General features: G+C 59.2%; 22 protein-coding genes and 4 pseudogenes. 16 read left to right on the top strand and 10 right to left on the bottom strand.

The window, feature by feature from the left end:
• Positions 1-47: 47 nt before the first annotated feature.
• Positions 48-911 carry a M14 family metallopeptidase gene (locus HQ843_RS19655; protein ID WP_180901588.1) on the bottom strand — a complete coding sequence of 288 codons (864 nt, stop codon included), beginning with the start codon at positions 909-911 and terminating at the stop codon, positions 48-50.
• 110 nt (positions 912-1,021) lie between these two features.
• Between HQ843_RS19655 and HQ843_RS19650 the strand changes: the two genes are divergently transcribed.
• The 6 genes from HQ843_RS19650 to HQ843_RS19625 all read left to right on the top strand — a co-directional run bounded on the left by HQ843_RS19650 (position 1,022) and on the right by HQ843_RS19625 (position 7,973).
• On the top strand, positions 1,022-2,035 hold the full coding sequence (locus HQ843_RS19650) for a TRAP transporter substrate-binding protein (protein WP_180901589.1): 1,014 nt from the start codon (positions 1,022-1,024) through the stop codon (positions 2,033-2,035).
• A 64-nt stretch (positions 2,036-2,099) separates the two neighbouring features.
• Positions 2,100-2,606: a TRAP transporter small permease gene (locus HQ843_RS19645; protein ID WP_180901590.1), complete on the top strand. Its 507-nt coding sequence runs from the start codon at positions 2,100-2,102 to the stop codon at positions 2,604-2,606.
• Positions 2,603-3,895, top strand: a complete 1,293-nt coding sequence (locus HQ843_RS19640; RefSeq protein WP_180901591.1) for a TRAP transporter large permease — start codon at positions 2,603-2,605, stop codon at positions 3,893-3,895. Before HQ843_RS19645 ends, HQ843_RS19640 begins: the two co-directional genes overlap by 4 nt.
• Before the next feature lie 139 nt (positions 3,896-4,034).
• On the top strand, positions 4,035-5,357 hold the full coding sequence (gene hmgA / locus HQ843_RS19635; RefSeq protein WP_210275349.1) for a homogentisate 1,2-dioxygenase: 1,323 nt from the start codon (positions 4,035-4,037) through the stop codon (positions 5,355-5,357).
• Between the two features lie 82 nt (positions 5,358-5,439).
• A complete protein-coding gene (gene fahA / locus HQ843_RS19630; protein ID WP_180901593.1) occupies positions 5,440-6,714 on the top strand; it encodes a fumarylacetoacetase in 1,275 nt (424 codons plus the stop codon).
• A gap of 74 nt (positions 6,715-6,788) precedes the next feature.
• A complete protein-coding gene (locus tag HQ843_RS19625) occupies positions 6,789-7,973 on the top strand; it encodes a thiolase domain-containing protein (protein ID WP_180901594.1) in 1,185 nt (394 codons plus the stop codon).
• A 197-nt stretch (positions 7,974-8,170) separates the two neighbouring features.
• Here the strand turns inward: HQ843_RS19625 and HQ843_RS19620 are convergent.
• The 3 genes and pseudogenes from HQ843_RS19620 to HQ843_RS19610 all read right to left on the bottom strand — a co-directional run.
• Positions 8,171-8,458: pseudogene (locus tag HQ843_RS19620) on the bottom strand (integrase core domain-containing protein); the annotation flags it as partial.
• A 106-nt stretch (positions 8,459-8,564) separates the two neighbouring features.
• Entirely contained in the window at positions 8,565-9,206 is a 642-nt protein-coding gene (locus HQ843_RS30090; protein WP_180901595.1) for a DsrE family protein, read from the bottom strand.
• Between the two features lie 27 nt (positions 9,207-9,233).
• Positions 9,234-9,599 carry an SHOCT domain-containing protein gene (locus HQ843_RS19610; protein WP_180901596.1) on the bottom strand — a complete coding sequence of 122 codons (366 nt, stop codon included), beginning with the start codon at positions 9,597-9,599 and terminating at the stop codon, positions 9,234-9,236.
• 204 nt (positions 9,600-9,803) lie between these two features.
• Here HQ843_RS19610 and HQ843_RS19605 point away from each other — a divergent pair, with 204 nt between their 5' ends.
• A complete protein-coding gene (locus HQ843_RS19605; protein WP_180901597.1) occupies positions 9,804-10,421 on the top strand; it encodes an ArsR/SmtB family transcription factor in 618 nt (205 codons plus the stop codon).
• Positions 10,422-10,456: 35 nt separating this feature from the next.
• Here HQ843_RS19605 and HQ843_RS19600 read toward each other — a convergent pair whose 3' ends face one another.
• Positions 10,457-11,038 (bottom strand): Crp/Fnr family transcriptional regulator, encoded by a 582-nt coding sequence (locus HQ843_RS19600; protein ID WP_180901598.1) that lies wholly within the window; start codon positions 11,036-11,038, stop codon positions 10,457-10,459.
• A gap of 56 nt (positions 11,039-11,094) precedes the next feature.
• Here HQ843_RS19600 and HQ843_RS19595 point away from each other — a divergent pair, with 56 nt between their 5' ends.
• From HQ843_RS19595 to HQ843_RS19585, 3 genes are all read left to right on the top strand, one after another.
• Entirely contained in the window at positions 11,095-11,676 is a 582-nt protein-coding gene (locus HQ843_RS19595; protein ID WP_180901599.1) for a hypothetical protein, read from the top strand.
• A 100-nt stretch (positions 11,677-11,776) separates the two neighbouring features.
• Positions 11,777-12,748, top strand: a complete 972-nt coding sequence (locus tag HQ843_RS19590) for a multicopper oxidase family protein (RefSeq protein ID WP_246710166.1) — start codon at positions 11,777-11,779, stop codon at positions 12,746-12,748.
• Positions 12,749-12,853: 105 nt separating this feature from the next.
• The gene (locus tag HQ843_RS19585) at positions 12,854-13,402 is read left to right on the top strand and encodes a cytochrome b (protein WP_246710165.1); all 549 of its coding nucleotides are present in this window, start codon (positions 12,854-12,856) and stop codon (positions 13,400-13,402) included.
• Positions 13,403-13,430: 28 nt separating this feature from the next.
• On the opposite strand, the pseudogene HQ843_RS19580 reads toward HQ843_RS19585, so the two are convergent.
• Positions 13,431-13,625: pseudogene (locus tag HQ843_RS19580) on the bottom strand (YnfA family protein); the annotation flags it as partial.
• Positions 13,626-13,657: 32 nt separating this feature from the next.
• Here HQ843_RS19580 and HQ843_RS29530 point away from each other — a divergent pair.
• The 4 genes and pseudogenes from HQ843_RS29530 to HQ843_RS19565 all read left to right on the top strand — a co-directional run bounded on the left by HQ843_RS29530 (position 13,658) and on the right by HQ843_RS19565 (position 16,336).
• Positions 13,658-13,886: pseudogene (locus tag HQ843_RS29530) on the top strand (GDCCVxC domain-containing (seleno)protein).
• Between the two features lie 298 nt (positions 13,887-14,184).
• Entirely contained in the window at positions 14,185-14,460 is a 276-nt protein-coding gene (locus HQ843_RS19575; protein ID WP_180901600.1) for a metal-sensing transcriptional repressor, read from the top strand.
• 5 nt (positions 14,461-14,465) lie between these two features.
• Positions 14,466-15,785 carry an MFS transporter gene (locus tag HQ843_RS19570; protein WP_180901601.1) on the top strand — a complete coding sequence of 440 codons (1,320 nt, stop codon included), beginning with the start codon at positions 14,466-14,468 and terminating at the stop codon, positions 15,783-15,785.
• Between the two features lie 18 nt (positions 15,786-15,803).
• A pseudogene (locus HQ843_RS19565) lies at positions 15,804-16,336 on the top strand (ABC transporter permease).
• Between the two features lie 29 nt (positions 16,337-16,365).
• Here the strand turns inward: HQ843_RS19565 and HQ843_RS19560 are convergent.
• From HQ843_RS19560 to HQ843_RS19550, 3 genes are read right to left on the bottom strand one after another with little or no spacing between them, the layout of a single operon-like run.
• Entirely contained in the window at positions 16,366-16,503 is a 138-nt protein-coding gene (locus tag HQ843_RS19560; protein ID WP_180901602.1) for a hypothetical protein, read from the bottom strand.
• Between the two features lie 9 nt (positions 16,504-16,512).
• A complete protein-coding gene (locus tag HQ843_RS19555) occupies positions 16,513-18,924 on the bottom strand; it encodes an ABC transporter permease (protein ID WP_180901603.1) in 2,412 nt (803 codons plus the stop codon).
• Entirely contained in the window at positions 18,921-19,646 is a 726-nt protein-coding gene (locus HQ843_RS19550; protein ID WP_180901604.1) for an ABC transporter ATP-binding protein, read from the bottom strand. The genes HQ843_RS19555 and HQ843_RS19550 overlap by 4 nt, the downstream gene beginning before the upstream one ends.
• Positions 19,647-19,806: 160 nt before the next feature.
• Between HQ843_RS19550 and HQ843_RS19545 the strand changes: the two genes are divergently transcribed.
• Positions 19,807-20,364 (top strand): TetR/AcrR family transcriptional regulator, encoded by a 558-nt coding sequence (locus tag HQ843_RS19545; protein WP_180901605.1) that lies wholly within the window; start codon positions 19,807-19,809, stop codon positions 20,362-20,364.
• Positions 20,365-20,617: 253 nt separating this feature from the next.
• Here HQ843_RS19545 and HQ843_RS19540 read toward each other — a convergent pair whose 3' ends face one another.
• Positions 20,618-21,178, bottom strand: a complete 561-nt coding sequence (locus HQ843_RS19540) for a hypothetical protein (protein WP_210275315.1) — start codon at positions 21,176-21,178, stop codon at positions 20,618-20,620.
• A 131-nt stretch (positions 21,179-21,309) separates the two neighbouring features.
• On the opposite strand from HQ843_RS19540, the gene dusA reads away from it, so the two are divergent.
• Positions 21,310-22,317, top strand: coding sequence for a tRNA dihydrouridine(20/20a) synthase DusA (dusA, locus tag HQ843_RS19535; RefSeq protein ID WP_256432921.1), 1,008 nt, complete (start codon positions 21,310-21,312; stop codon positions 22,315-22,317).
• The last annotated feature ends 262 nt before the right edge of the window (positions 22,318-22,579 follow it).

Here is a 22,579-nt window from a genome sequence, read left to right as displayed (position 1 = left end):
TGGGTAATTTCGTGCTTACCTTGGTGGAAAGCACAGAATCGGTTCTGTTATCTGGTGTTACCGGTGATCGGGCGCACCAATGTGAGTGCCTCATCGCCGCGATGAATTGCAGGCCGGGTCAACAGCACGCAGCAATCTTCTTCGGCAACGAGTGGCCGGTGTCCGTCCCAGCCATACGTTTCGCCTGCATTCAAAGCGTCGAAACCATGCATGGTCCGGGCAAGTTTCAAAGGGCCCTCCTTCAACTCGATTTCACGGCTCATCTCGTAAAAGCTGACCGGGTCGTCGCCACCTTCCGCACGTACATCCGACGAATCGACCATACCGTGAACTGACAGGAAACGATGAAAGATGGCCCGCGCGATATCGGGTGCCTGCACCGCCTGATGCTGGCCGCATTCGACAACGACAATCGGTTTTTCGATCGGCAATAATTCGGTTTCGAACAACGCCACCCCGCGGTTTTTTGGCGGTGGCGCAACCACCACGCGCGGAACTACTGCGCCAAGTTTCATGGCAAGGCTCGCCGATTGTTGACGCGTTTGTGAGATAAAAAGAAACGGCGTATTCTGATCTGGCATGGAATGAATATCAAGAATAGCGTCCGCCTCCTGCAAATAGGGCAGAACGGTCTCGATACGTCGCGCCTCACCGGATCCTCCTTTAAGGGGCTTGGCCGACCAAATCCGGTTCATGTCAGTGCCAAGGTGCCGCAAGGGCCCGCGGGCTGCATCATGCGCCGCGCGGTTCATCACGATAATCCGCACGCTGCCGCAATTGAGGGCAAAGTCGCCTGCCTGCGCGGCTTCAAGCGCGGCCAGCCCACATGTCTCGTCGCCATGCATGAGAATTGTGCAGACCAGACGCGGGCCGGGATACGGAGAACCCAACTCGAAGATGTCTTGTTGCATATGACCTTCTCCCTATTGCAAAATACATTCAATAAGAAAAAATTTCATATTGCAAGTTTTTTTGTGTATGATAGGAATTGTGTGCATTAAGTTCATTCGGGAGGATAAAGATGAAAACCATTTTCACTGGCGCACTCGCTTGTGCCGCTTTGACCTTGGTCGTAATGCCGGCTCAGGCGCAGACCGTTTTGAAGTTCAATAATTTTCTGCCACCCCAGCACGGGCAGGTCGTAGACGTGTTCGAGCCATGGGCGAAAAATGTTGAAGAAGCGTCGGAAGGCCGCGTCAAAGTCGAGTTTCTGCCCTCCACAGTTGCCGCTCCGCCGCGCATGTTCGACGTTGTCGAAAGCGGCGCGGTGGACGTAGCTTGGGGCGTGCCCGCCTATACGCCGGGCCGTTTTACTCTGACAAAGGCACTTGATCTGCCATTCCTGGGTGATAATGCCGAGGCGTTGTCGCTGGCCTATTGGACGGTGCACGAGGAAATGTTCAACGCGGCCGACGAATTTAGCGGCGTGAAGGTGTTGGCCGTCTATACCACCGGCCCGGGCACCATCTACACGACCGGTGAGCCGCCGCAGTCGCTCGACGGTTTTGCAGGCAAGAAGTATCGCGCCGGAGGCAAAGCCCCACAGGAAATTGCTGAGGCATTCGGTGGTGCCGGTGTAACCTCGCCCTCGAGCGAAGCCTATGAAATGCTCTCGCGCAAAGTAGTCGACGGCGCGTTCTGGACGCACGAAGCCTATGAGTCCTACAAGCTTGGCGACGTCGTTGACGGGCAGTTCTCGGTGCCAGCCGGCCTTTATAACTCTGCCGTCTACATCATCATGAACCAAGAGAAATGGGATAGCCTGTCCCAAGAAGACAAGGATGCAGTCTGGTCTGTATCGGGTGAAGCGCTTGCGCGTCTTGGCGGTCAGGCTTGGGACGCGGCCGATGTAAGTGCCATCAAGCTGATGGAAGCTGATGGAGTAAAGCGTTTTACAGCTGACGGTGTCTTCCTCGATGAGATCCACGAACGCCTGCGGCCACTTGAAGAATCTTGGATTGCCGAAGCCGAGGCGAAAGGCGTCGATGGTCGGGCCGCACTTGATCGCATCCGCGAATTGTCGGGCGCCAAGTAACTGGCTCCATAGCAGCTTCGTGATTTCTGCGACGAAGTCGCTATGGAAAGCTTGGATATGACGAATGACTGATCAGAAAAACGCGGAACACGCGATAGCTCCACGTCCTTGGCCGATCCATTTTGCGGAACGCGTCTTTGGCGCAATCGCCATCGGCACTGTCACGGGCATCTGCTTCATCATGTGCTGGGACGTGCTGTTCCGGTACATATTGGTCCGGCCATTGGGCTGGAGCGGTGAGGTGATTCAATTCCTCATGTCCATTTTGTTCTTTGCAGCGTTACCACTCGCCACGCTCCGAGGCGATCATATCATCGTCGATGTCCTTTCTGAGCGGTTCACGGGCGTATTCAAGCAGTTTTGTCTGTTCCTCGCGGGCCTGCTTTTGACAGGCTATCTCCTGGCCATGGCTTGGTATTGCGTTGGGTTCGCACGCAAGCTCATGTCTTACGGCGACCGGACCGACCACCTGGGCTGGCCGTTGCATCTGGCCGCGTGGGCAGCGGCGATCGCTTTTGTCGCCGCTGCCATTGGCGGCATCATGCATAGCCGGAAAGATTCACGCCAATGATGATCGCAGTAATTTCATTTGCAGCCATTTTTGCGCTGCTTGCATTGGGGGTCCGCCTTGGTGTTGCGCTCGGTGCTGTTGGGTTCATTGGCCTTATTACGATCATTGGACCCAGCGCAGCCGGCTCGATGCTCGCGCAGACGGCTTTTGACACGGCCAATAGCTACACCCTCGCTGTGTTGCCGCTATTCCTGTTCATGGCCAATTTGATCGCGCGGGCGGGGATCGCATCGGCGCTTTACGATGCGTCAAATGCAGTGCTCGGACGTGTGCGTGGCGGTCTCGCAATGGCGACCGTTGCCGGCTGCGCCGGGTTCGGTACGGTCTGCGGTTCGAGCCTGGCGACGGCGGCAACCATGGGTTCGGTCGCCATGCCTGAAATGAAGCGCTTCGGTTATGATAGCGGCTTGGCAGCCGGCTCGGTGGCGGCAGGTGGCACTCTGGGCATACTAATTCCGCCCAGCATCGTGCTTGTGATCTACGGCACGATCACCGAGCAGAGCATTGGCGACTTGTTTCTCGCGGGTTTTTTGCCCGGCATACTTGGCGCAGTCCTCTATGTTATCGCCATCATGATCGCGGTGCGGCTCTATCCGCAGTTGGCTCCCTCGACCGAGGGCATGGACCTGCCTTCGCCTCTGTCTGCATTGCTCGGGGTTTGGCCGGTCATCGTTTTGTTCGGCGTGGTCATAGGTGGGATATATTTCGGTATATTCAGCGCCACCGAGGCGGCGGGAATAGGTGCGGCTGGCGCATTGTTACTCGGTGTCCTGCGCGGCAAGCTCTCCTTGGATGAGATTTTGAAAGCCGCCCTCGATGCCGCCATCATGACAGCCGTTTTGCTGTTCGTTTTGATCGGTGCGCTGCTGTTCTCCAATGTCATGATCTTTTCCGGCTTCTCGGCCATGCTGTCTGGCCTGGTGCAGTCCATCGGGGTGACGCCGATCCTGATCATTATTGCGATCGTAGCCGTGTATCTCGTGCTCGGCTGTATGTTTGACAGTCTGGCGATGATGCTCCTCACCGTGCCGTTGTTTGCACCGCTCGTGGCCGACCTGGGGTATGATCTGGTGTGGTTCGGAATCGTCGTGGTGGTCGCCATCGAATTCGGCATGGTCTCACCGCCCATCGGCATGAACCTGTTTATCATCCGTAGTCTTAATCCAGACATCGCGCTGCCGACGATCTATCGCGGCATCATTCCCTTTTTGCTGGCCGATTTCGTCCGCCTGGCGCTTCTTATTTCGATACCGGCGATTTCGCTCTTCCTGCCTTACACGATGAAATGATCATGACGTCCAAAAAACAAGGCCAACAGGCTGAGCCGATATGTTGCGCATGCAGCACAGCAACACTTTCACATCAATTCAGGAGGCACTCATGAACGTAGGCGTGGATGCAAAAGCGCCGGTGCAGGCCAACCCCACAATGCAGGGCTACGCGCCGGCCAAGGGCTATATGCCTGGATTCGGAAACGACTTTGAGACCGAGGCACTGCCGGGTGCTTTGCCGCAGGGCATGAACAGCCCGCAAAAATGCAATTACGGGCTATATGCCGAGCAACTGACGGGCACGGCATTCACCGCGCCGCGCGGCAAGAATGAGCGCACCTGGTGCTATCGTATTCGCCCATCGGTCAAGCACACGCATCGCTTCACAAAAATCAACATGCCGCATTGGAAATCGGCGCCGCATGTCGACCCGGATGTGGTGTCACTCGGCCAATATCGCTGGGATCCCGTGCCGCATACCGAGGAAGAACTGACCTTTATCACCGGCATGCGGACAATGACCACGGCTGGAGATGTGAACACCCAGATCGGTATGGCGAGCCATATCTACCTGGCGAATAAATCTATGGAGGACGACTACTTCTATTCAGCCGACAGCGAACTTCTTATCGTCCCGCAGCAGGGCGAGCTGCGTTTTTACACCGAACTGGGCATTATCGACTTGGCGCCCAAGGAGATCGTGATCATTCCGCGAGGTCTTGTCTATCGCGTAGAGGTTGTCGAGGGTCCGGCACGCGGCTTTGTGTGTGAGAACTACGGCCAGAAATTCGATCTACCAGGTCGCGGGCCGATTGGCGCCAATTGCCTCGCCAATTCGCGCGACTTCAAAACACCGGTCGCCCGGTTCGAGGACAGGGATGCCGAAAGCCGCATGACGATCAAATGGTGTGGGTCGTTTCATCAGACTACAATCGACCACTCGCCGCTCGATGTGGTGGCCTGGCATGGCAATTACGCACCGTGCAAATATGATCTCCGATCATTCAGTCCGGTTGGCGCGATCCTGTTCGACCACCCGGATCCCTCCATCTTTTGTGTGCTCACAGCCCCATCGGGCATCGAGGGGACGGCCAATATCGACTTCCTGCTCATCCGGGAGCGCTGGCTCGTTTCCGAGAACACGTTCCGTCCCGCCTGGTATCACAAGAACATCATGTCGGAGTTGTGCGGAAATATTCTCGGTGTCTATGACGCCAAGCCGCAAGGCTTCCTGCCGGGCGGCATGTCGTTGCACAACATGATGCTGCCGCACGGCCCCGACCGGGAAGCCTTCGAAAAAGGCAGTAACGAGAAGATGGAGCCGGTCTATCTCGACGATACGATGACTTTCATGTTCGAAACGCGGTTCCCTCAGCACCTGACCCAGTTCGCTGCGCAGGACGCACCTTTGCAGGACGATTACATCGATTGCTGGTCGTCGCTGGAAAAGAAGTTCGACGGCACGCCCCAGCCGAAATAGGCGGCAGTCGTTCGCCGGTCCATCGCCAGTTGTGATGGCGATGGACCTCTGACGTAAAATTGAATCTGAGACGGATGATCTAATGCCTTTGCTCAAATCCTGGGTCGAAAGCGCTAACGCGCCCAATGGCCAGTTCCCGCTGAACAATCTGCCTTACGGCGTCTTTTCGACTTCAGGTGACGCGCGCCGCTGCGGAGTAGCGATCGGCGATCAGATTCTGGACGTGACTGCGCTCGAACAAGATGCGCATTTGTCTATTAGCGATGATCCGGTGTTTGTTGCGTCGTCTTGGAATGCGTTCATGGCGCTCGGGCCCGAGGTCTGGCGCTCATTCAGAGCGCGTTTGCAGGCCATGCTCGGGACAGAGGCGTCGCAGGCCGACAGGGAAGCTTGTTCCGGCGCGCTTGTGCCTCAAGCCGATGCCACCATGCATCTGCCAGTCGAAACCCGTGGCTATGCCGACTTCTACGGGTGCAGGAACCACGCCTTCAACGTAGGCACCATGTTCCGGGGGCCCGATAACGCGCTTCCGCCAAACTATCTGCATCTGCCCATTGCCTATAGTGGAAGGGCCTCGTCGATTGTGATTTCGGGCACTGAGATCCGCAGGCCATGGGGCCAACTGAAAGCACCTGAGGAAGACGCGCCGCGCTTCGCGCCGTGCGAAAGGTTCGACTTCGAACTCGAGCTCGGTGTCATAGTCGGACAGCCCTCAGAATTTGGCAGGCCCGTTTCTGTGGCGAAAGCCGATGAGATGATTTTTGGATACGTTCTTTTGAACGACTGGTCGGCTCGCGATATTCAGACTTGGGAATACCAGCCCCTTGGTCCATTTCAGGCCAAGGCCACGGCCAACACCATAAGTCCGTGGATCGTGACCGGTTTGGCGCTCGAGCCGCTCCGCGTGTCCACGCCGGAACGTGAAAAGCCGCTTCTGCCACATCTACAAGAGCCGGGGCCTATGCTTTACGACATTGACCTTGAAGTGCTGCTCCTGCCGGACGGAGCGGATCATCCAACAACGATCACGCAGTCGAACTACAGTGAGATGTATTACTCCGCTCCACAAAACCTGGCGCATCACACTACGTCCGGTTGTCCCATTGAGGTGGGAGATATGCTTGGGTCAGGAACCATCTCCGGTACCACCAGAAAGAGCAGAGGCTCCCTGCTGGAATTGTCGTGGGGCGGTACGGAACCAGTTGAAATCGACGGCGGTATCACGCGATCATTTATCGAGGACAACGACACCATCATTATGCGCGGCTCTGCGCGGGGTGATGGCTATCTGGTTGGTTTTGGGCAATGCACCGGCAAAGTGCTAGCTGCATATGCGGATCCTTACTCTCGAGATTGAATTTCAAGTTTCGACGCGAAGAACAAGGGCGACTACGCACCGAACAATCTACGCCAACGTTGAAGAGAAAGCTGATGAGCCAGTATATTCGAACCGGTGTTTCAATCGTTGGCGCAGGCCATACAAAATTCGGCAAGGTCGATGACACCTTGGAACAGCTGATTGCTGCCGCGGCCACCGAGGCTGTCGAGGACAGCGGCATCGCTCCGGACGAAATCGACGCGGTGTTTCTGGGGCATTTCAATTCTGCACTTGTACCCGACGGCTTTGCCTCATCCCTGATATTTCAGGCCTATCCGGAGTTGCGATTCAAGCCTGCGACACGATGCGAGAACGCGTGTGCCTCCGGCGCTGCGGCGATTTATGCAGGCATAAATGCCATCCGCGCCGGAAACGCGCGAACCGTGCTGGTGGTTGGCGCCGAGAAGATGACGCACAGATCGACCCCGGATGTGACAGCGTCGCTCGCGGGTGCCGGCTACCAAAATAGCGCATTTGAATCCGGATTGAGCTTTCCTCAAATATTCGCGGTTGCTGCGGAAGCCTATCGCGAGCGGTTCGGCGACCCTCTCGAAACGATGGCGAAGATTGCAGCGAAAAACCATGAAAACGCCATGGGTAATCCGCTCGCCCACATGCACAAGGCGTTGGATTTCGACGCGTGCAACAGCATTTCGAATTCGAACCCTGTCATCGCTCCGCCGTTGCGACTGACCGATTGCTCTCCCATAACTGACGGTGCTGCTGCTTTAATCTTGACGGCTGAAGAAAATTCGCGCGCCTTTGAACGCGCAGCACACATCCGCGCGGCGATTCACATAAATGACTTTTTGCCAATGGCCTCACGAGATTTTCCCTCATTCGACGGACCTGCCATGGCTATAGCGTCTGCGCTCGACACCGCCGGGATTGGAACCAACGATCTCGATTTTGCGGAGGTCCATGACTGCTTCACCATCGCCGAACTGCTCATATACGAAGCCATGGGTCTTGCACCCAAGGGAAGGGGGGGTGATGCCTTGGCGGACGGTACAGTCTACCGCGATGGCAGATTACCGGTAAACCTTTCCGGTGGCCTGAAGGCAAAGGGGCACCCTGTCGGAGCGACCGGAGTGTCGATGCATGCATTGTCCTACCGTCAGGTTACCAACCAGGCCGGGGGCATCCAGAAGACGGGAGCGCGTCTGGGATTGGTCTTCAACATGGGCGGCGCGGTTGTGGCAAATTATGCCACCGTCATTGAGGCCGCCGGGGCTTAGATTTTCCATGAGCATCACCTACTGACGATGCACCTCTCTACTTGTATGCCGTGCTAGTCGCTTTGCGGTTTAGTCACGCACGTTACGCTGGTGACCTGAGCCCCATGTTTCCTCCAGTCTATTGGAGAATCCGTGGGTTTGATTGAAGCGCTCCCCGTTTTAGGACCACCCGGCTGGGTTTTTTCCGGGATTATTGCTCAGGCCGTCGGGGCGACGCCGTAGCAGTTTATCAGTGATATCGGCGGCTTGTTGCCGATGGCACTGTGTGGTCGAACGGTATTGTAGTCTCTACGCCAAGCTTCCAGTTCTTCGCGGGCGTCGTCAAGGCTCATGAACCAATGCGCATTCAGGCCTTCGCTGCGGAAGCTGCCGTTGAATGACTCGATATAGGCGTTATCCGTTGGCTTGCCGGGCCTTGAGACTTCAAGAATGACGTCATTGGCGTAGGCCCACAGATCGAGGTCACGGGAGATGAACTCGCTCCCGTAACACCTTCGGAATATTGCTTTGATTACGGCTTTGACCTCCTGCGGCGGCCCTACATGGCGAAGCAAGTGGTCATAGCCGAGCCTCAGTGTCTGATTCAAAAGTTCATGAGACATAGCAGTAGGTTGCGAGGCGACGGATGATGATCCGGATGCTGGCGATGTAGGCCCAGGCCGAAGAGCTTTGGATGGATTTCTCCCAGTCCTTGGCAAGGCGCCGGCATCGTCCGAGCCAGGCGAAGGTGCGCTCGACGACCCAGCGGCGTGGCAGGACTTCGAACCCTCTGGCCGTGTCGGAGCGTTTGATGATCTCGATTGTCCACGCGCCGTTCCCTTCCAGGGCAGCCAGAAGCTTTTGCCCGGCATAGCCACCATCGGCAAAAACATGATGCAGCCGGGGAAACCGATAGCGGATGGCTTTGAGGCGCGTCGCTTCCCCGAGCTCGTCCATGGTACTGCGCCTCGCGCCGTCCAAGACATCGTCGTCGGTCATGCCGCGCGTATCCATGCAGGTGCCGCAGAGCAACACGGCGCCTTTCGCGAGCACGCGTTTTAGCATGCGTTTCATGTTGCAATAGCCTTCCAGCGTCTTCTGACCTTTGCGTGCGGCAATGACGGCGTCAGCCATCAAGAAGACGGTGATCTCCGCATCCGGATCCTTCTTCAGCAGCGGGTGAGCGAGGCGAAGGCCGTTGTAGCAGCGCTCGGTGCCGTAGGGCGGGTCGTTGAGGATGAACAGCGTCTTCATGCGCGTTGTCTCCAGCATGGATGAGGGTCATACGCCGAGGATGCGGCGACGCTCCTCGAACTCCTCCTTGTCGATCTCGCCTCGAGCGAAGCGCTCCTTAAGGATATCGTGCGGTGATTGCGTTGTTGAAGGCTGATGCGGCGCGGCGGCGTGCCAGGGTCCGCCGAGCCAGCGCACGAGGAGAACCGCGATTGCGATCACCAAGGCGAGCACGAGAATCATGAAGATCGGCCCGAAGACCATTCCGTACCAGCCCCCACCCCATCCCATCATACCCGGTCCCCAACCATAGCGATCCAAATCGGGCGATGTCTGTTGCGCCCACGCGGTAGCTGGCAGAAGGGCGATCACGGCACCGGTGGCCGCTGCGGTTGATATCCGAATTCTTGTCATGTTCCTGCTCCTTTGGGTTGTACCGTCCGCTGCATGCGTACGGTCAAATGTTCGCGTCGTTTTGTTCCCTGCTGCCGATCTCGACTGGCCTGCCGTCGCAGTTCCATTGCTCCATGCCGCCACGCAGAAAGCTGGCATCGCGCCTCCCCACGCGCAAGTAGGTCGGCAGCGACCGCCGAGCGCTTGTCGGTCTCGCAGACCAGAATGACAGACCGGTCCCGAGATGCCCTGATCTCGGTCAAACGATCAGGTATCTCATCGAGCGGCAGGTTGAGTGCCGAGGCGATAGCCGAGCGCGTCGGCTTGTCGATCGCCAATGCCTCGCAGCATTTGCAGCAGTTGAGACGGGCGGGACTGGTCACATCACGCCGGGACGGCAAGTTGGTGCTCTACCGGCTAGCTGACGATGGTGTGCTCGGGCTGATGACGGCGCTTTCCGGCATTGCGGAACGCAATCTCGCCGAAGTCGACCGCATCCGACGGAGCTATTTCGATGATCGCGACAACATGGAGCCGGTCTCGCGCGAAGAGCTTCTGCAAAGAACGCGCGACGATCTAGTCACGGTGCTCGACGTTCGGCCCTCGGACGAATTTGCGGTCGGACATGTCCCCGGCGCCGTCAACATTCCGCTAAATGAACTAGAGACGCGGCTCGCTGAACTCGACCCCGATCACGAGATTGTCGCCTATTGCCGTGGTCCATGGTGCGTGCTGTCATTCGAGGCCGTTGCTGCGCTCAGGGCGCGCGGGTTCAAGGTACGGCGCCTTGAGGACGGTCTGCCGGAATGGCGGGCGGCGGGCCTGCCGGTCGAGCACCTCTGATGGCATGACCGGACCGGCCAAGCCTAGGCCGCCGACTAATATTTGAATTCCTCAGCGCGGGCATTTGTCGGAGAATGGGTGCGCCTTCGCCGTTGGCCGATCTCCCGGTAGAGGGCTTCCGGGCTGACTCCGATTTCCTGAGCCAATCGGAGCCAGTTTCCCTTTGGTGGCAGGTTCCGGTTCCATGTCACCCAGGCATCGAGGCGCTGGGAGACGGTTTTCAACGACAGTATTTCGCTGCGCAAGCGGGCCTGCTGGACTTGCCGGGCCAGCCGTGCCGTCCAGGCGTTGTGCAGGGCTGGATTGTTTTCGAGCTGCGCACGGAAATCCGATCTTGCAATCACCATTATTCGGCTTTGGACGGCCGCAACGGCGTCGCAGTGATAGCAGTCCGAAAACAGGGAAGCCTCGGCGAGAATTTCGTTCTCGTGCGCGCGCTGCAGGATCACCGGATTGCCGTTCTCCTGGTAGCGCAGAAGACGGATTTCGCCCTGCGTAACCAGAAACATCCAGCGGACCTGATCGTCGCGGTGAAACAAATACTCGCCAGCGGTCAGTTGGCGGCTCTGACCAGTGCTGAAAAGATCAGTTAGTTGTTCAAACATGATATCTATCATGTCTGAATGATGCGGTGCATGGCAAGGTCGGCCCATTGGAAAAGCGGAGTGTGCACATGAAGAACCTTGTCCTCGCGGCCGTCCTGGCGACGGTGCCCGCAGCGGCGACAGCCCAGAAAACCGAGATGATTCATCAGCCGGAAATGGCGCACGGGCCTCAAGAGGAATCCGTGGGGGCCGAAATCGCAACCATGCCGACAGAGCCGGGGCAGGGCGCCTTTGCCGCGATTCAGGAGATCGCCGGCATGCTGGCCGCTGACGAAACTACCGACTGGTCGAAGGTCGATCTCGAAGCGTTGCGGCAGCACCTGATCGACATGGACAATGTCACACTCCGCGCCAGGGTGACCTCCGCCCCCGCTGACGGCGGCATGATCTTCAGGATTAGCGGCGACGGTGAGGTCCGCGATTCCATCGTGCGCATGGTGACTGCGCACACGGCGACAATGAACGGTGTCGGCGGTTTCACCTACGAAGCCGAGGAGAGTACCAATGGCGCAACCCTGATTGCCAGGGCTGAGAACCCCGCCGACGTCGAGAAACTGAGCGGTTTGGGATTCATTGGAGTGATGACGCTTGGCGCGCACCATCAGGAACACCATATTGCTATTGCCCGTGGCGGTGGTCCACACAACTGAAGGCACCCGGCCAAGCGGGTTCTGACTACCCAGGCGATGGTCGTGCGATGCGTCAGAATGACTATCGACCGGGCGCGGTATATTCAGATATCCTGATCAAGTGGTGCTGTTCCTGCACGATTTCTCGTTCAAGTCACCCGAGGAGGTGCTGGCCGAAGTCACCGGCGGCATGCGCATGAACCATGGCGCGGCCCCTGCACAGGCAATGCCGGGCATGGGGGGCATGACAGGCATGATGGGAATCGGGGCCATGGCGACGGACCTCAACGATTTTGAGTTTGACGCCTATCTCGCCAATGACCGGACGCTCGACGATCCCGAAATCGTCCGCGTCGATAAAGGGGGACGCGTCCTTCTACGCGCGGTGAATGCGTCTTCCATGACCGTGTTGTGGGTCGATCTTGGTGCCACGCGTGGCAATCTCGTTGCGGTGGATGGCGGGCCCTGCCAGCCCTATTCAGCAACCCGTTTCGGCTTCGCACCGGGGCAATGGCTGGATATAGAGATCGATCTTCCATCCGACGGCACAGCCCTCCCTATTCTCGCACTGCGGGAAGGTACACGTGAAAGGACCGGGCTGATCCTTGCCCCGTCATCGGCCTCAATCTCCCGGGTCGCTGATCTGTCGGAGGCCGAGCGCCCGGCTTTTTCCAGAGATATGACTCAGGAAGCCTCCCTCAGTGCCGTTGCTCCATTGGCCCCCCGGCTGACCGACCGTAGGCACACGGTGATGCTCGGCGGCGCGATGATGCCCTATCTCTGGACGATCAACGGAGAGAACCGGGGAAACCACACGCCGATTCCGGCGCGGTCGGGCGAGCGGGTCGAGGTGACGCTCTACAACATGTCGATGATGGCCCACCCCATGCATCTGCACGGACATGCCTTCCAGGTGGTCGGGATCGGCATGCAGCGTATCGCCGGGGCCCTGCGCGACACGGTCCACGTGCCGCCGATGAACATGGTCACGATTGCGTTCGACGCGGGCGAGGCGGCTTCCTGGATGTTCCATTGCCACCATATGGGGCACCTTCAGACCGGCATGATGACCGAACTGGCCGTTTCAGTCTAAATTGCTCGCGAATGACAGAGCATTTGTTGGCACCCGTCATCGAATCGTATTTCGATGACGGGCGCTTGGAACGATTGAGAAGCCGGTGGCACCATTTGCTTCGCGATGAAACTCGACATTGATTGTCACGATGGAGCGAGCGACAGAATTGCCATGACATCAGCCCCCAAAGGCGACCGGGACACCACCTTATATTCCCGATTGCAGGTTGCGTTGCACTGGGTTGTCGTCCTGCTGGTCATAGAACAGTGGTACACCTCGCAGGCAATTGTGCGGACGCACAATCCGTTTCTGCGGCCGTCCGACACGGATCTCGTTTTGCACGCGATGCACAATTATGCGGGTGTGTTGCTCGGCACGCTCATGGCGGGGCGGATCGGCCTCAGATGGGTCCAGCGGCCTCAAATCCAGACGGACTCCCCGGACTGGCAGAAACGGCTTTCGCACGCGGTTCACTGGGGGCTCTACGTTTCTCTATTTGGGCAGGCTGTTACAGGCTTCACTGCTGCCTACCTCTGGCCATCGGCTGGACGGGTGCACATTCTGTTGTGGAACGTTACGCTCATTCTGGTAAGCCTTCACATCGTGGCCGCCGCCTATCACGCGGTCCGGCGCGACGGTGTTGTCAGCCGAATGATTGCGTGGCGCAGATAGAGCGAACGGTAGACGCGGTTCGCCCTTCTCACACCGATCTCGGTCCCCAGAAAATGATTGCGGCGCCGACCAGACAGACCGCAGCGCCTGTCGCGTCCCAGCGGTCGGGTCGTTGCGGTTCGACCATCCAAAGCCATAAGAGCGACGCTGCAATATAGATGCCGCCATAGGCAGCGTAGGCGCGGCCCGCGAAATCGCTGTCGATGCGTGTCAGGAGCCAAGCGGATATCCGGCAAAGCGAATTTTGTGACGATCATGACCGATGCCATCAAGACGATGTCGACTCTGACCTGTCCGGTTTGCGGGCACAGTGCGACGGAGACAATGCCGACGGACGCCTGTCGGTATTTCTATGAATGCGGGAGTTGCGGAAGCACGATCAAGCCCCGGAGCCGGAGACTGTTGCGTGTTCTGCTCCTACGGCGACGTTCCCTGTCCGCCGGTCCAAAGCGCGGAGAACGGTATGGGTGGTTGCGCCAATTGAACCTGATAGCCGCGGTCTGCAAAAGCGAGTCCCGTTGTGTTTTGTTTGCCGGCCATCCCGGCTTGAACGGTCGTGCGCCAGCGACCTAGTGGTTCGATTCCAACATTTGGTTCCCCTCGCTGCGACCTCATCAGCAAATGTTGGAATCATGGGAGCCACTAGCAAGTATATGTTTTCTAGTGGAATTTTAGAATTTGACATTTGGTGTACGAGGTCGCTGAAACGGGACTCAAATGTCAAATTCATTCCACTAGCATGGCCTTTGACTCTATCCCCCTGGGGAGGATAGAGTCAAAGCATGAAAGAAGCACTCCATTCCACTCATCCAGCCATCATCAAACGCCTCAAGCGTGCCGGCGGTCACCTGCAAAGCGTCATCGGCATGATTGAGGACGGCCGACCCTGTCTCGATCTCGCGCAGCAACTGCATGCGGTCGAAAAGGCGATTGCAGAAGCCAAGAAGACGCTGATCCGGGATCATCTCGACCATTGCCTGGGCGAGGCAGCGGAGAGTTTGCCGGAGGCGCAAAAACAGTCGATCGCCGAGTTCAAGGCGATCGCGAAGTACCTGTAGCGCCGATGCTCGATATCCTCTCGAACCGCACCTATCGGCATCTCTTCAGCGCACAAGTCATCGCCCTGATGGGTACGGGACTGGCAACGGTCGCCCTCGGGCTATTGGCTTTCGATCTGGCCGGAGCTGACGCCGGGACGGTCCTGGGCACCGCGCTTGCCATCAAGATGATCGCCTATGTCGGCGTGGCGCCGGTCGCGGCGGCCTTTGCCGAACGGCTTCCCCGGCGGGCCATGCTGGTCAGCCTCGACCTTGTGCGGGCTGGTATTGCAGTCCTGCTGCCATTCGTTTCCGAAGTCTGGCAGATCTACGTGCTGATCTTCCTGCTGCAATCGGCATCGGCGGGCTTCACCCCGACCTTCCAGGCAACGATCCCCGATGTCCTGCCCGATGAGAAGGACTATACGCGTGCCCTGTCCCTGTCGCGGCTGGCCTATGATCTCGAGAGCCTGGTGAGTCCGATGCTTGCTGCGCTCCTGCTCACGCTGGTGAGCTTCCACACCTTGTTTGCCGGCACGGTTATCGGATTCCTTGCATCTGCCGCGCTCGTTGTGTCGGTCCTTCTGCCCAGCCCGAAGCCAATCACGCCGCGCCCGATCTACGAGCGCACCACGCGCGGGGTGCGCATCTATCTCGCTACTCCGCGTCTTCGCGGCCTGCTGGCGATCAACATGGCTGTGGCTTCAGCCGGCGCGATGGTCATCGTCAACACGGTGGTCATCGTGCAGGGCGCGTTCGGGCTGTCGCAGCAATCGACGGCACTGGCGCTGACGGCTTTCGGCGGCGGGTCGATGCTTGCTGCGCTTACCCTGCCGCGTCTTCTCGAATCCGTCTCGGATCGTGCGGCGATGCTAACCGGTGTCGCGCTCATGATCGCCGGGCTCGTTGCGGGAACCATGTTGTCCGGTATCGCCATGCTTCTGCCGGTTTGGTTCGTGATCGGGATCGGCTATTCCACCGCGCAAACGCCATCGGGCCGGTTGCTGCGGCGCTCGGCGCATCCCGAGGATCGGCCCGCCTTGTTCGCCGCGCAGTTTGCCCTGTCGCATGCCTGCTGGCTCATTACCTACCCACTGGCGGGTTGGCTGGGCGCCGCGATCGGATTGAACCCGACATTCGTTGTTCTTGCGGTCATCGCTGCCACAGCTCTGGCTGCGGCCTTGTTTCTCTGGCCAGCGGGCGACCAGGAGACCATCACGCACAGGCATCCCGGGTTGCCAGACAGTGACCCGCACTGGAAGGAGGGCACACCTACCGGCGGGCATCGCCACGCCCACGCCTTCATCATCGACGATCTGCATCCGCAGTGGCCGCGCGAGCCATAAGCAGAGTGTAGGATCGTCTTGCTGCAATGGCTCATCGATATTCAACGCGACATCTATCTCACGTTTGCCGATCATATTAGGGCGTTCGCGGCTGCGGGAAGCTGGACGGCGCTCGCCACCTTCCTGCCGATGGGCATCGCGTTCGGCGCGGTCCACGCCATGACGCTCGACCACAGCAAATCCATCCTGGCGACCTATCTGGCCGGATCGTCATCGGGCATGGGCCGCAGCCTGGCGATGTCCCTAACTCTGTCTTTCGTTCATGTCGGCACGGTGGGCAGCCGCGCGCCGTTCATACGCACGAGGGCGGAGAAGGCGCGGCGGTCGGCATCAGAAGAGGCGTACCGCAAGCGGGGATCGCCTTTGCCGTCACGATGATGATCGGCGTGGCGGTGACACTCTCGGCGGTAGCCATCATCACAGTGTTTTTCCGCGTTGGACTTGTCAGGCTGCTTGCGGCGCGCCCGAGACCGATCGAAGGCGCGGCCAAAATCCTGGAAGCAGTTGCGGGATTGGTCCTCGTGGCGATTGCGTTCAACGAGATTCTTTGACGTTGCGCCACGCGAGACAAAGACATAGCTCAGCGATGTATCGATCTGATCCACGCACCCACATCGCTGTTGACGGTGAAATGCAGCGTGGCCATGGCGACGATGATTAATCCAACCGCGGTGGCTATCTTCAGCCAGGTGTTGAGGGGGTTGCGCTTTGTGGTCATGTCGGCCTCCTATTGCTGGACCAGGGTTTCTCTCACGCTGAGGCGCGAGGCGTTGAAGGCGGGGGGCAGGCCGGCCAGAAGGGCGCCGATGAGCGACACGGCGATCCACTGGCCGATGCCGGCGTAGTCGGGTGTGAAGGGCAGGGCCATGCCGAAGGTCACGCGCCCCACAATGATGTTGAGCGCGGTGCTGAGCGGGATGCTGGCAAGTATCGCGATCGGCAGGCTGATCGACGCGATCACCAGCGACTCGGTCAAGAGATTGGTGATGATCTGCCGTCTCTGGCCGCCAATGGCCCGGATGATGCCGAATTCGCGCGTGCGTTCGATCACCGAAATCCCCTGCGCCGCCGTCAGCCCGAGGAAACCCACCGCCGCCATCAGCACACCGAGCGCGAGCAGCAAGACGATAAGAATGTTGACATGTCCGGAAACCGCCGCATCCATCAGATCGCCGGTGATCACCAGTGATATTCCACCATCGGCACCCTCGATTTGCTGTCCGACGCGATCCACGACGGCTTCGACCTCGGCGGGGGAAAGTGGTGTGGTCACGACGCGTAGCGCGTTTGTGTCGCTTTCGCCGGTCATTGCCGCGACATCGGTGTCTGCCGCGAATACCAATGCAGGCGTCATATATTGACGGATGACCGCGGCGAGCGGCAATTCAAAACGCATACCGTCGAGCGACAGGCTCACCGTCTCGCCGATCGAGGGCCTGCCGAGCAACGACCATGCCCCCTGATTGACCACCATTTGACCGTCAAGACGCTCCACCGGCAGGGCACCCTCCAGAACTTGATATTGCGCCAGGTTATGTGTGCCGGGTAAGGTGTAAAGGGTCATCGACCCATGGCCGCCGTCCGGATAGGTGCGCACCAGCGCGACTCCATCCGGGCGCATTGGCGCGGCCTCGGCGCGCCGCATGGGTTGGGCGGTTACCACTTGCACATCGCTGGCGGCGATTGCGTTCAGCAGGCTGCGGTCGAGCGGGCGGGTCAGCCGGAATTCGGCATCATAGCCACGTTCGGCGGCGGCGATGTCGACCGAAGCCTGATAGGAGTTCGAAACCGTACGCGCGGTCATGTACATAGCGCCGGCGAGGGCAAGAAGCGTCACGATCATCATGGTCCTGCCCCGTCGCCGGAAGGCGCCGCGCAAAGCCAGCAATGTCTGCCCGCTTGAACCGAAAAGGCGCGCGACGAACCTGCTCAAGCTGCCACTGGCACCGGAACCCCGCCCGATCCCGAGATCGGACAAGGCCGCGACCACTGTCGTTCCGGTCGCCCGAAATATCGGCCTCAACGCAAAAAGCACCGGTATAAGCAAGCCGGTGACCAGCCATGCGGCGAACAGGGCCGGTGGCGTAGAATTATCCACGATGTCGAAATTGAGAAGGTCCGCGATAATGCCGGCCAGTCCACGGCCTAGCGCAATGCCGATCGGCAGGGCGACAATCAACGTTGCTGCACCGATGATCGCAATGCCCGTGATATAGAGTGTGCTGATCTGCGCGGTGCGCGCGCCGATGGTTTTCATGATCGCGATCTGCCGGATCTGCTGCGCCATCAGGCCCTCGACTGTGACCGACACCAGGACCGCGCTCAGCAGGAAGGCCAGAACGCCGAAGGCGAGGAATAGCCCCAGAATGCCGCGCATCTGCCCTTCATGCGGATGTAAACCGGCATTGGGGGACTGGACCAGATGGACGTTGATCCCCTCCGCCTTCAGTGCGATGGCGATTCCGGCCAGCGTCTGGTCCACAACAGTTTGGTCGAATGGATCATCGGCGACCAGTACCTTGATCATTTCGAGGGCGGGCCTGCCGCCCAGCGCGACGAAGGTCTGCTGACTGAGATAGGCGTAGACCGTCTGCTCCTGCTCGGAGGGGGCAAGGGAGGGATCGAACACCGTGCCGACGATGGGAACAGGCATAAATCCGCTTCCGGGGATCTCGATGGAAAGATTTTCACCGAGACCGATGCCGGCCAGATCGAGCGCCCTGCGCTCCAGATGGACCGCATTGGCCGGCGGTGACGCCATTTGATTTTCGACCCTCAGAGTATTGAGGCTCTGTGCCAGCGGATCGGGCGAGATGAACAGAAGCGCGCGGCCCGTCCTTCCATCGGCATAGCGGACGCGGGTCTCGACGATGGAGAGCGGTTCAGCGGCGGCGACATTGTCCATGCCGCGCACCCGCGCGACAAGGGCCTGGTCGACCTCTCCGATATCGAGAATGCCGGATGCCGGATTGGTGCCGAGATAATTGGCGCTGATCTCGCGGGTGAGGATTGCATAGGCGTTGGTGATCGCGATCGTCGTCAGAAGACCGATTGCCATTGCCGCGACCACCAGCGCCAGGCGGCCCTTGATCGAGCCGAAATCGGCGATGAGCTTTCGCCAGCGGGGTGGGATCGTCATGCGACTTCTCCCAGTTCGGATGTGATCGCGCCGTCGGCAAGTTCGATGGTCCGGGTGAAATAGCTGGTCAAATCGCGCTCATGGGTCACCATGACCACTGCCTTGCCGGCCTCGCGCTGGGCGGCGAAAAGCTCCATCACCTCGTGCGTGGTGGCGCTGTCGAGATTGCCGGTCGGCTCGTCGGCGACAATGATGCCCGGTTCGTTGGCGAGGGCGCGGGCAATGGCGGCGCGCTGCTGCTGGCCGCCCGACATGTCGAGCGGCAATTTGCCAGCCTGTTCGGCGATGCCCAGCCGTTCGAGGATTGCCATCGCCCGCTCGCGGCGCTCGCCGCGCGGAAATGCATTGCAATAATCCATGGGCAGCATGGTGTTTTCCAGCACCGTGAGCGAGGGCAGGAGCTGGAAAAACTGGAAGACGACGCCGATCTCCAGACCGCGCCAGCGCGCCAGGCCCTCCTGGCCAAGCCCGGTGATTTCCGTGCCCCCATTGGCGCTCGACCAGATTTGGCCGCTGCTCACCATGTCCAAGCCCGTCAGGAGGTTGACCAGGGTCGACTTGCCGCTGCCCGATTTGCCGACAATGGCCAGGAAGTCGCCGGCGTGAATATCGAGCGAGATGTCGTTGAGCGCCAGAAACGGACCGGAACCGGTCTCGAACGCTTTCGATACATGCCGCGCCGACAGGCGGGGGCCTTCCTGCGTGTTGCGCGAAACTTGCATTGGCGTCTCCAACTCCAGTGGCCTGATTTTCGGACATTTGTCCATTATTGATACATTGTCTATAATAAGGTAGACGCGTGCTGATCAATGCATGCACGGAGGCAGCCGGCAGGAATTGCTGGACGGTCGGAGGCCATTCCGTCCATTTGGAGACGTTTTCATGGATCGTCGTGTCAGAAGGACGCGGAGCAGGCTGGTCGAAGCCATGGTGCATTGCGCCGCAAACGGCGATTGGGACGCCGTCAGCATCCAGCAGATCTGCGACGCGGCGGACGTGGCGCGATCCACCTTCTACCTGCATTTCCAGAACAAGGCGGAACTGCTGGACTACGCTTTTGCCTCTCTCGGCGAGGAGATGCGAAACACACCGGCAAGCCGTTCGCTCGATGTAGACGGCGCGCTGGGGGTCCTGCCGGTTCTGTTCTCGTTCATGGTCGAAAAGGACCATGGGTTCCTGTTCAGTCGCAGCCGACCATCGGTTGCCACATTGCTGATCGGCTGGCGCCTGAAGGCGGTAATCACCGAAATGATCGCCGGAGAAATTGCGGAATCGGACCGGTTCCGCGCCACGCCGGCCCCTGTCATCGAATTCATCACGGCCGGCGTCTTCGCCGCCATCGACAACTGGTATCAGCGCAACGAAAAGCCATCTGTCAGTGGCGTCATCGCCGGGCTCGATGCAATGATTTTGCGACTTCTGGTACGAACAAACGGCTGAACCGCAACAAAGGAGAGGCCACCGTGTTCAGCCACAAGTCTGCCGAACGCATTAGGTTACTTCCGTCGTCCGAATGTGCGGCTTTCCAGGTGATTGTCTTAAGAGCTCCGCAACCCGTGCCGGTCATCGAAGGTACATGCGACGTGATGCTGCTCCTCTTCACTAGAAGGCCTTGATCGCTGTGGGATTCAGCAAGGCTGGCAAAGGGGCAAACTATCTAACGTTTCCGAGCGCTTCGCTCAGTTCCAGCCGGTCATTTGACACAGTTCCTTCTTGGTAGCCTGGCGGCGCTTGTCGAGATCGTCTGCCAGATCCTGTAGATGCCCATGCGACGGGCGACCACAATCGCGTCTCGCATCTCGCGGTCATCCAATCTGTAGTCCCACATCGGCCGTGCGATCGCGAAGATGGCGGCGAGGTGGCTGGCGTAGTTGTCGACCGTCTGAGGCTGACTGGTCAGCGATTGCAGGAACTCGATGATATCCTTCGACTTGATGGTGGAGCAGGGCATGTCGGCGACGGGATAGTTCTTGATCGCTCTGAGAACCTGAGCTTCCGTCCGGCCAATCTCCTTCAAGGACTCTTCGGTGTACTGGTCGATGGCTTTTGCCAGCGGCGGGTCAGCCGCCTTGTATTCGGCGATCACGCCTGGTTTCGCGAGCTCGCGCTCGCGCTTCTTGACCCACGACGTGGCGGTCGGCCGCCTGTCAAATGTTTCTGTCTCGTGATAGGTGAAACCATCACGCATGACCCGCACCCGCGCCAGATAGGAAACGCTGCCGTCCTTGCGCTTGCGCGCGGTTATGGTGCCCATGGCCAAATCCTCGTTTGGTACACGCGATTTCATTTGGTAAATTGTACCAAATCAGGGGTCAAAATTGACGAATCTGGCACATGAACGAAGGAAACGGGACAAGAGTAATTGAGAGCAGTGGAACGTAAGCAGTGAAAAAAGAAAAGAAATCGCGGATTGGCGTAGCTCGGCGCTTTGCGGTTGCACCTATGATCGACTGGACGGATCGGCATTGTCGTTTTTTTCACCGACAGTTGATGATGCGGGGGCAGGTCTATACGGAAATGATCGTGGCCGATGCGGTGCTCCATGGCGATCGCGACAGGCTGCTGGGCTTTGCGCAGTGTGAGCATCCCGTGGTGCTGCAGCTTGGCGGATCCGATCCGCAAAAACTCTCGGAGGCGGCATCGATCGGCGAGGCTTTCGGTTATGACGAGATCAACCTCAATGTCGGCTGCCCATCGGACCGCGTCCAGTCAGGCACGTTCGGCGCCTGCCTGATGCGCACGCCCGAAATCGTGGAACAGGCGGTTTCGGCGATGAAAGCGGCGGTCTCGGTTCCGGTAACGGTCAAATGCCGGATCGGCGTCGACGACCAGGATCCCCATACGGTTCTGCCGGATTTTATCGACCGGATGGTCGGGGCAGGCGCCGACGCTGTCTGGATCCATGCCCGCAAGGCATGGCTGAAGGGACTGAGCCCCAAGGAAAACCGCTCGATCCCGCCGCTCGACTATCCACTCGTTTACGCCATGAAGGAGCGCCACCCCGATTTTTTCATCGGCATCAATGGCGGCATTCTCACCATGGATGCGGCCGAGGCGCATCTTGAAAAACTCGATGGCGTGATGATCGGGCGGGCGGCCTATCAGACGCCGACGCTTCTGGCAGAGGTCGATCATCGGCTGTTCGGCGCGCCGCGCCGGCCCCTGGACTGGCAGGCGCTGCGCGACGCGATGATGGCCTATGCGGATCGCGAACTGGCCGCGGGCACGCGCCTCTCCCAGATAACGCGCCATATGATTGGCCTCTTCAACGGCTATGCCGGCGCGCGACGTTTTCGCCAGATACTGTCGACCGAGGCGACCGGACCGGAAGCGGGGCCGGAGGTGATCGCGCGGGCCTTCGACGCTGTTGCGCTGGATGAAAAAGCCGCCTGATCCAGCCGCTCAGTTTACTGACGAACCAGTTCTTCTTCACTGCGTCATCCTCCGGCTTGACCGGAGGATCCAGGGCCATACGATGCGCGCTTGCGAAAGAGTCTCGGCGCTCAAGCACTTGAGCGGACTGGATGCTCGGATCAAGTCCGAGTTGATGACACCTGTGGGAGGGCCGGCGGCGAAACGAACCTCCGTGTATGCGGGTTTGTCAGCAGTCCGAGGGCGTCACCAAGTCGCTTTTCACCCCGGCGACCGACCGGAA

Origin of the sequence: Martelella sp. NC20, from assembly GCF_013459645.1 — a bacterium.
In the GTDB taxonomy this organism is placed as follows: Bacteria; Pseudomonadota; Alphaproteobacteria; order Rhizobiales; family Rhizobiaceae; genus Martelella.
Note: the sequence above shows the minus strand (reverse complement) of the source record. Positions and strands in the feature narration are given on the sequence as shown.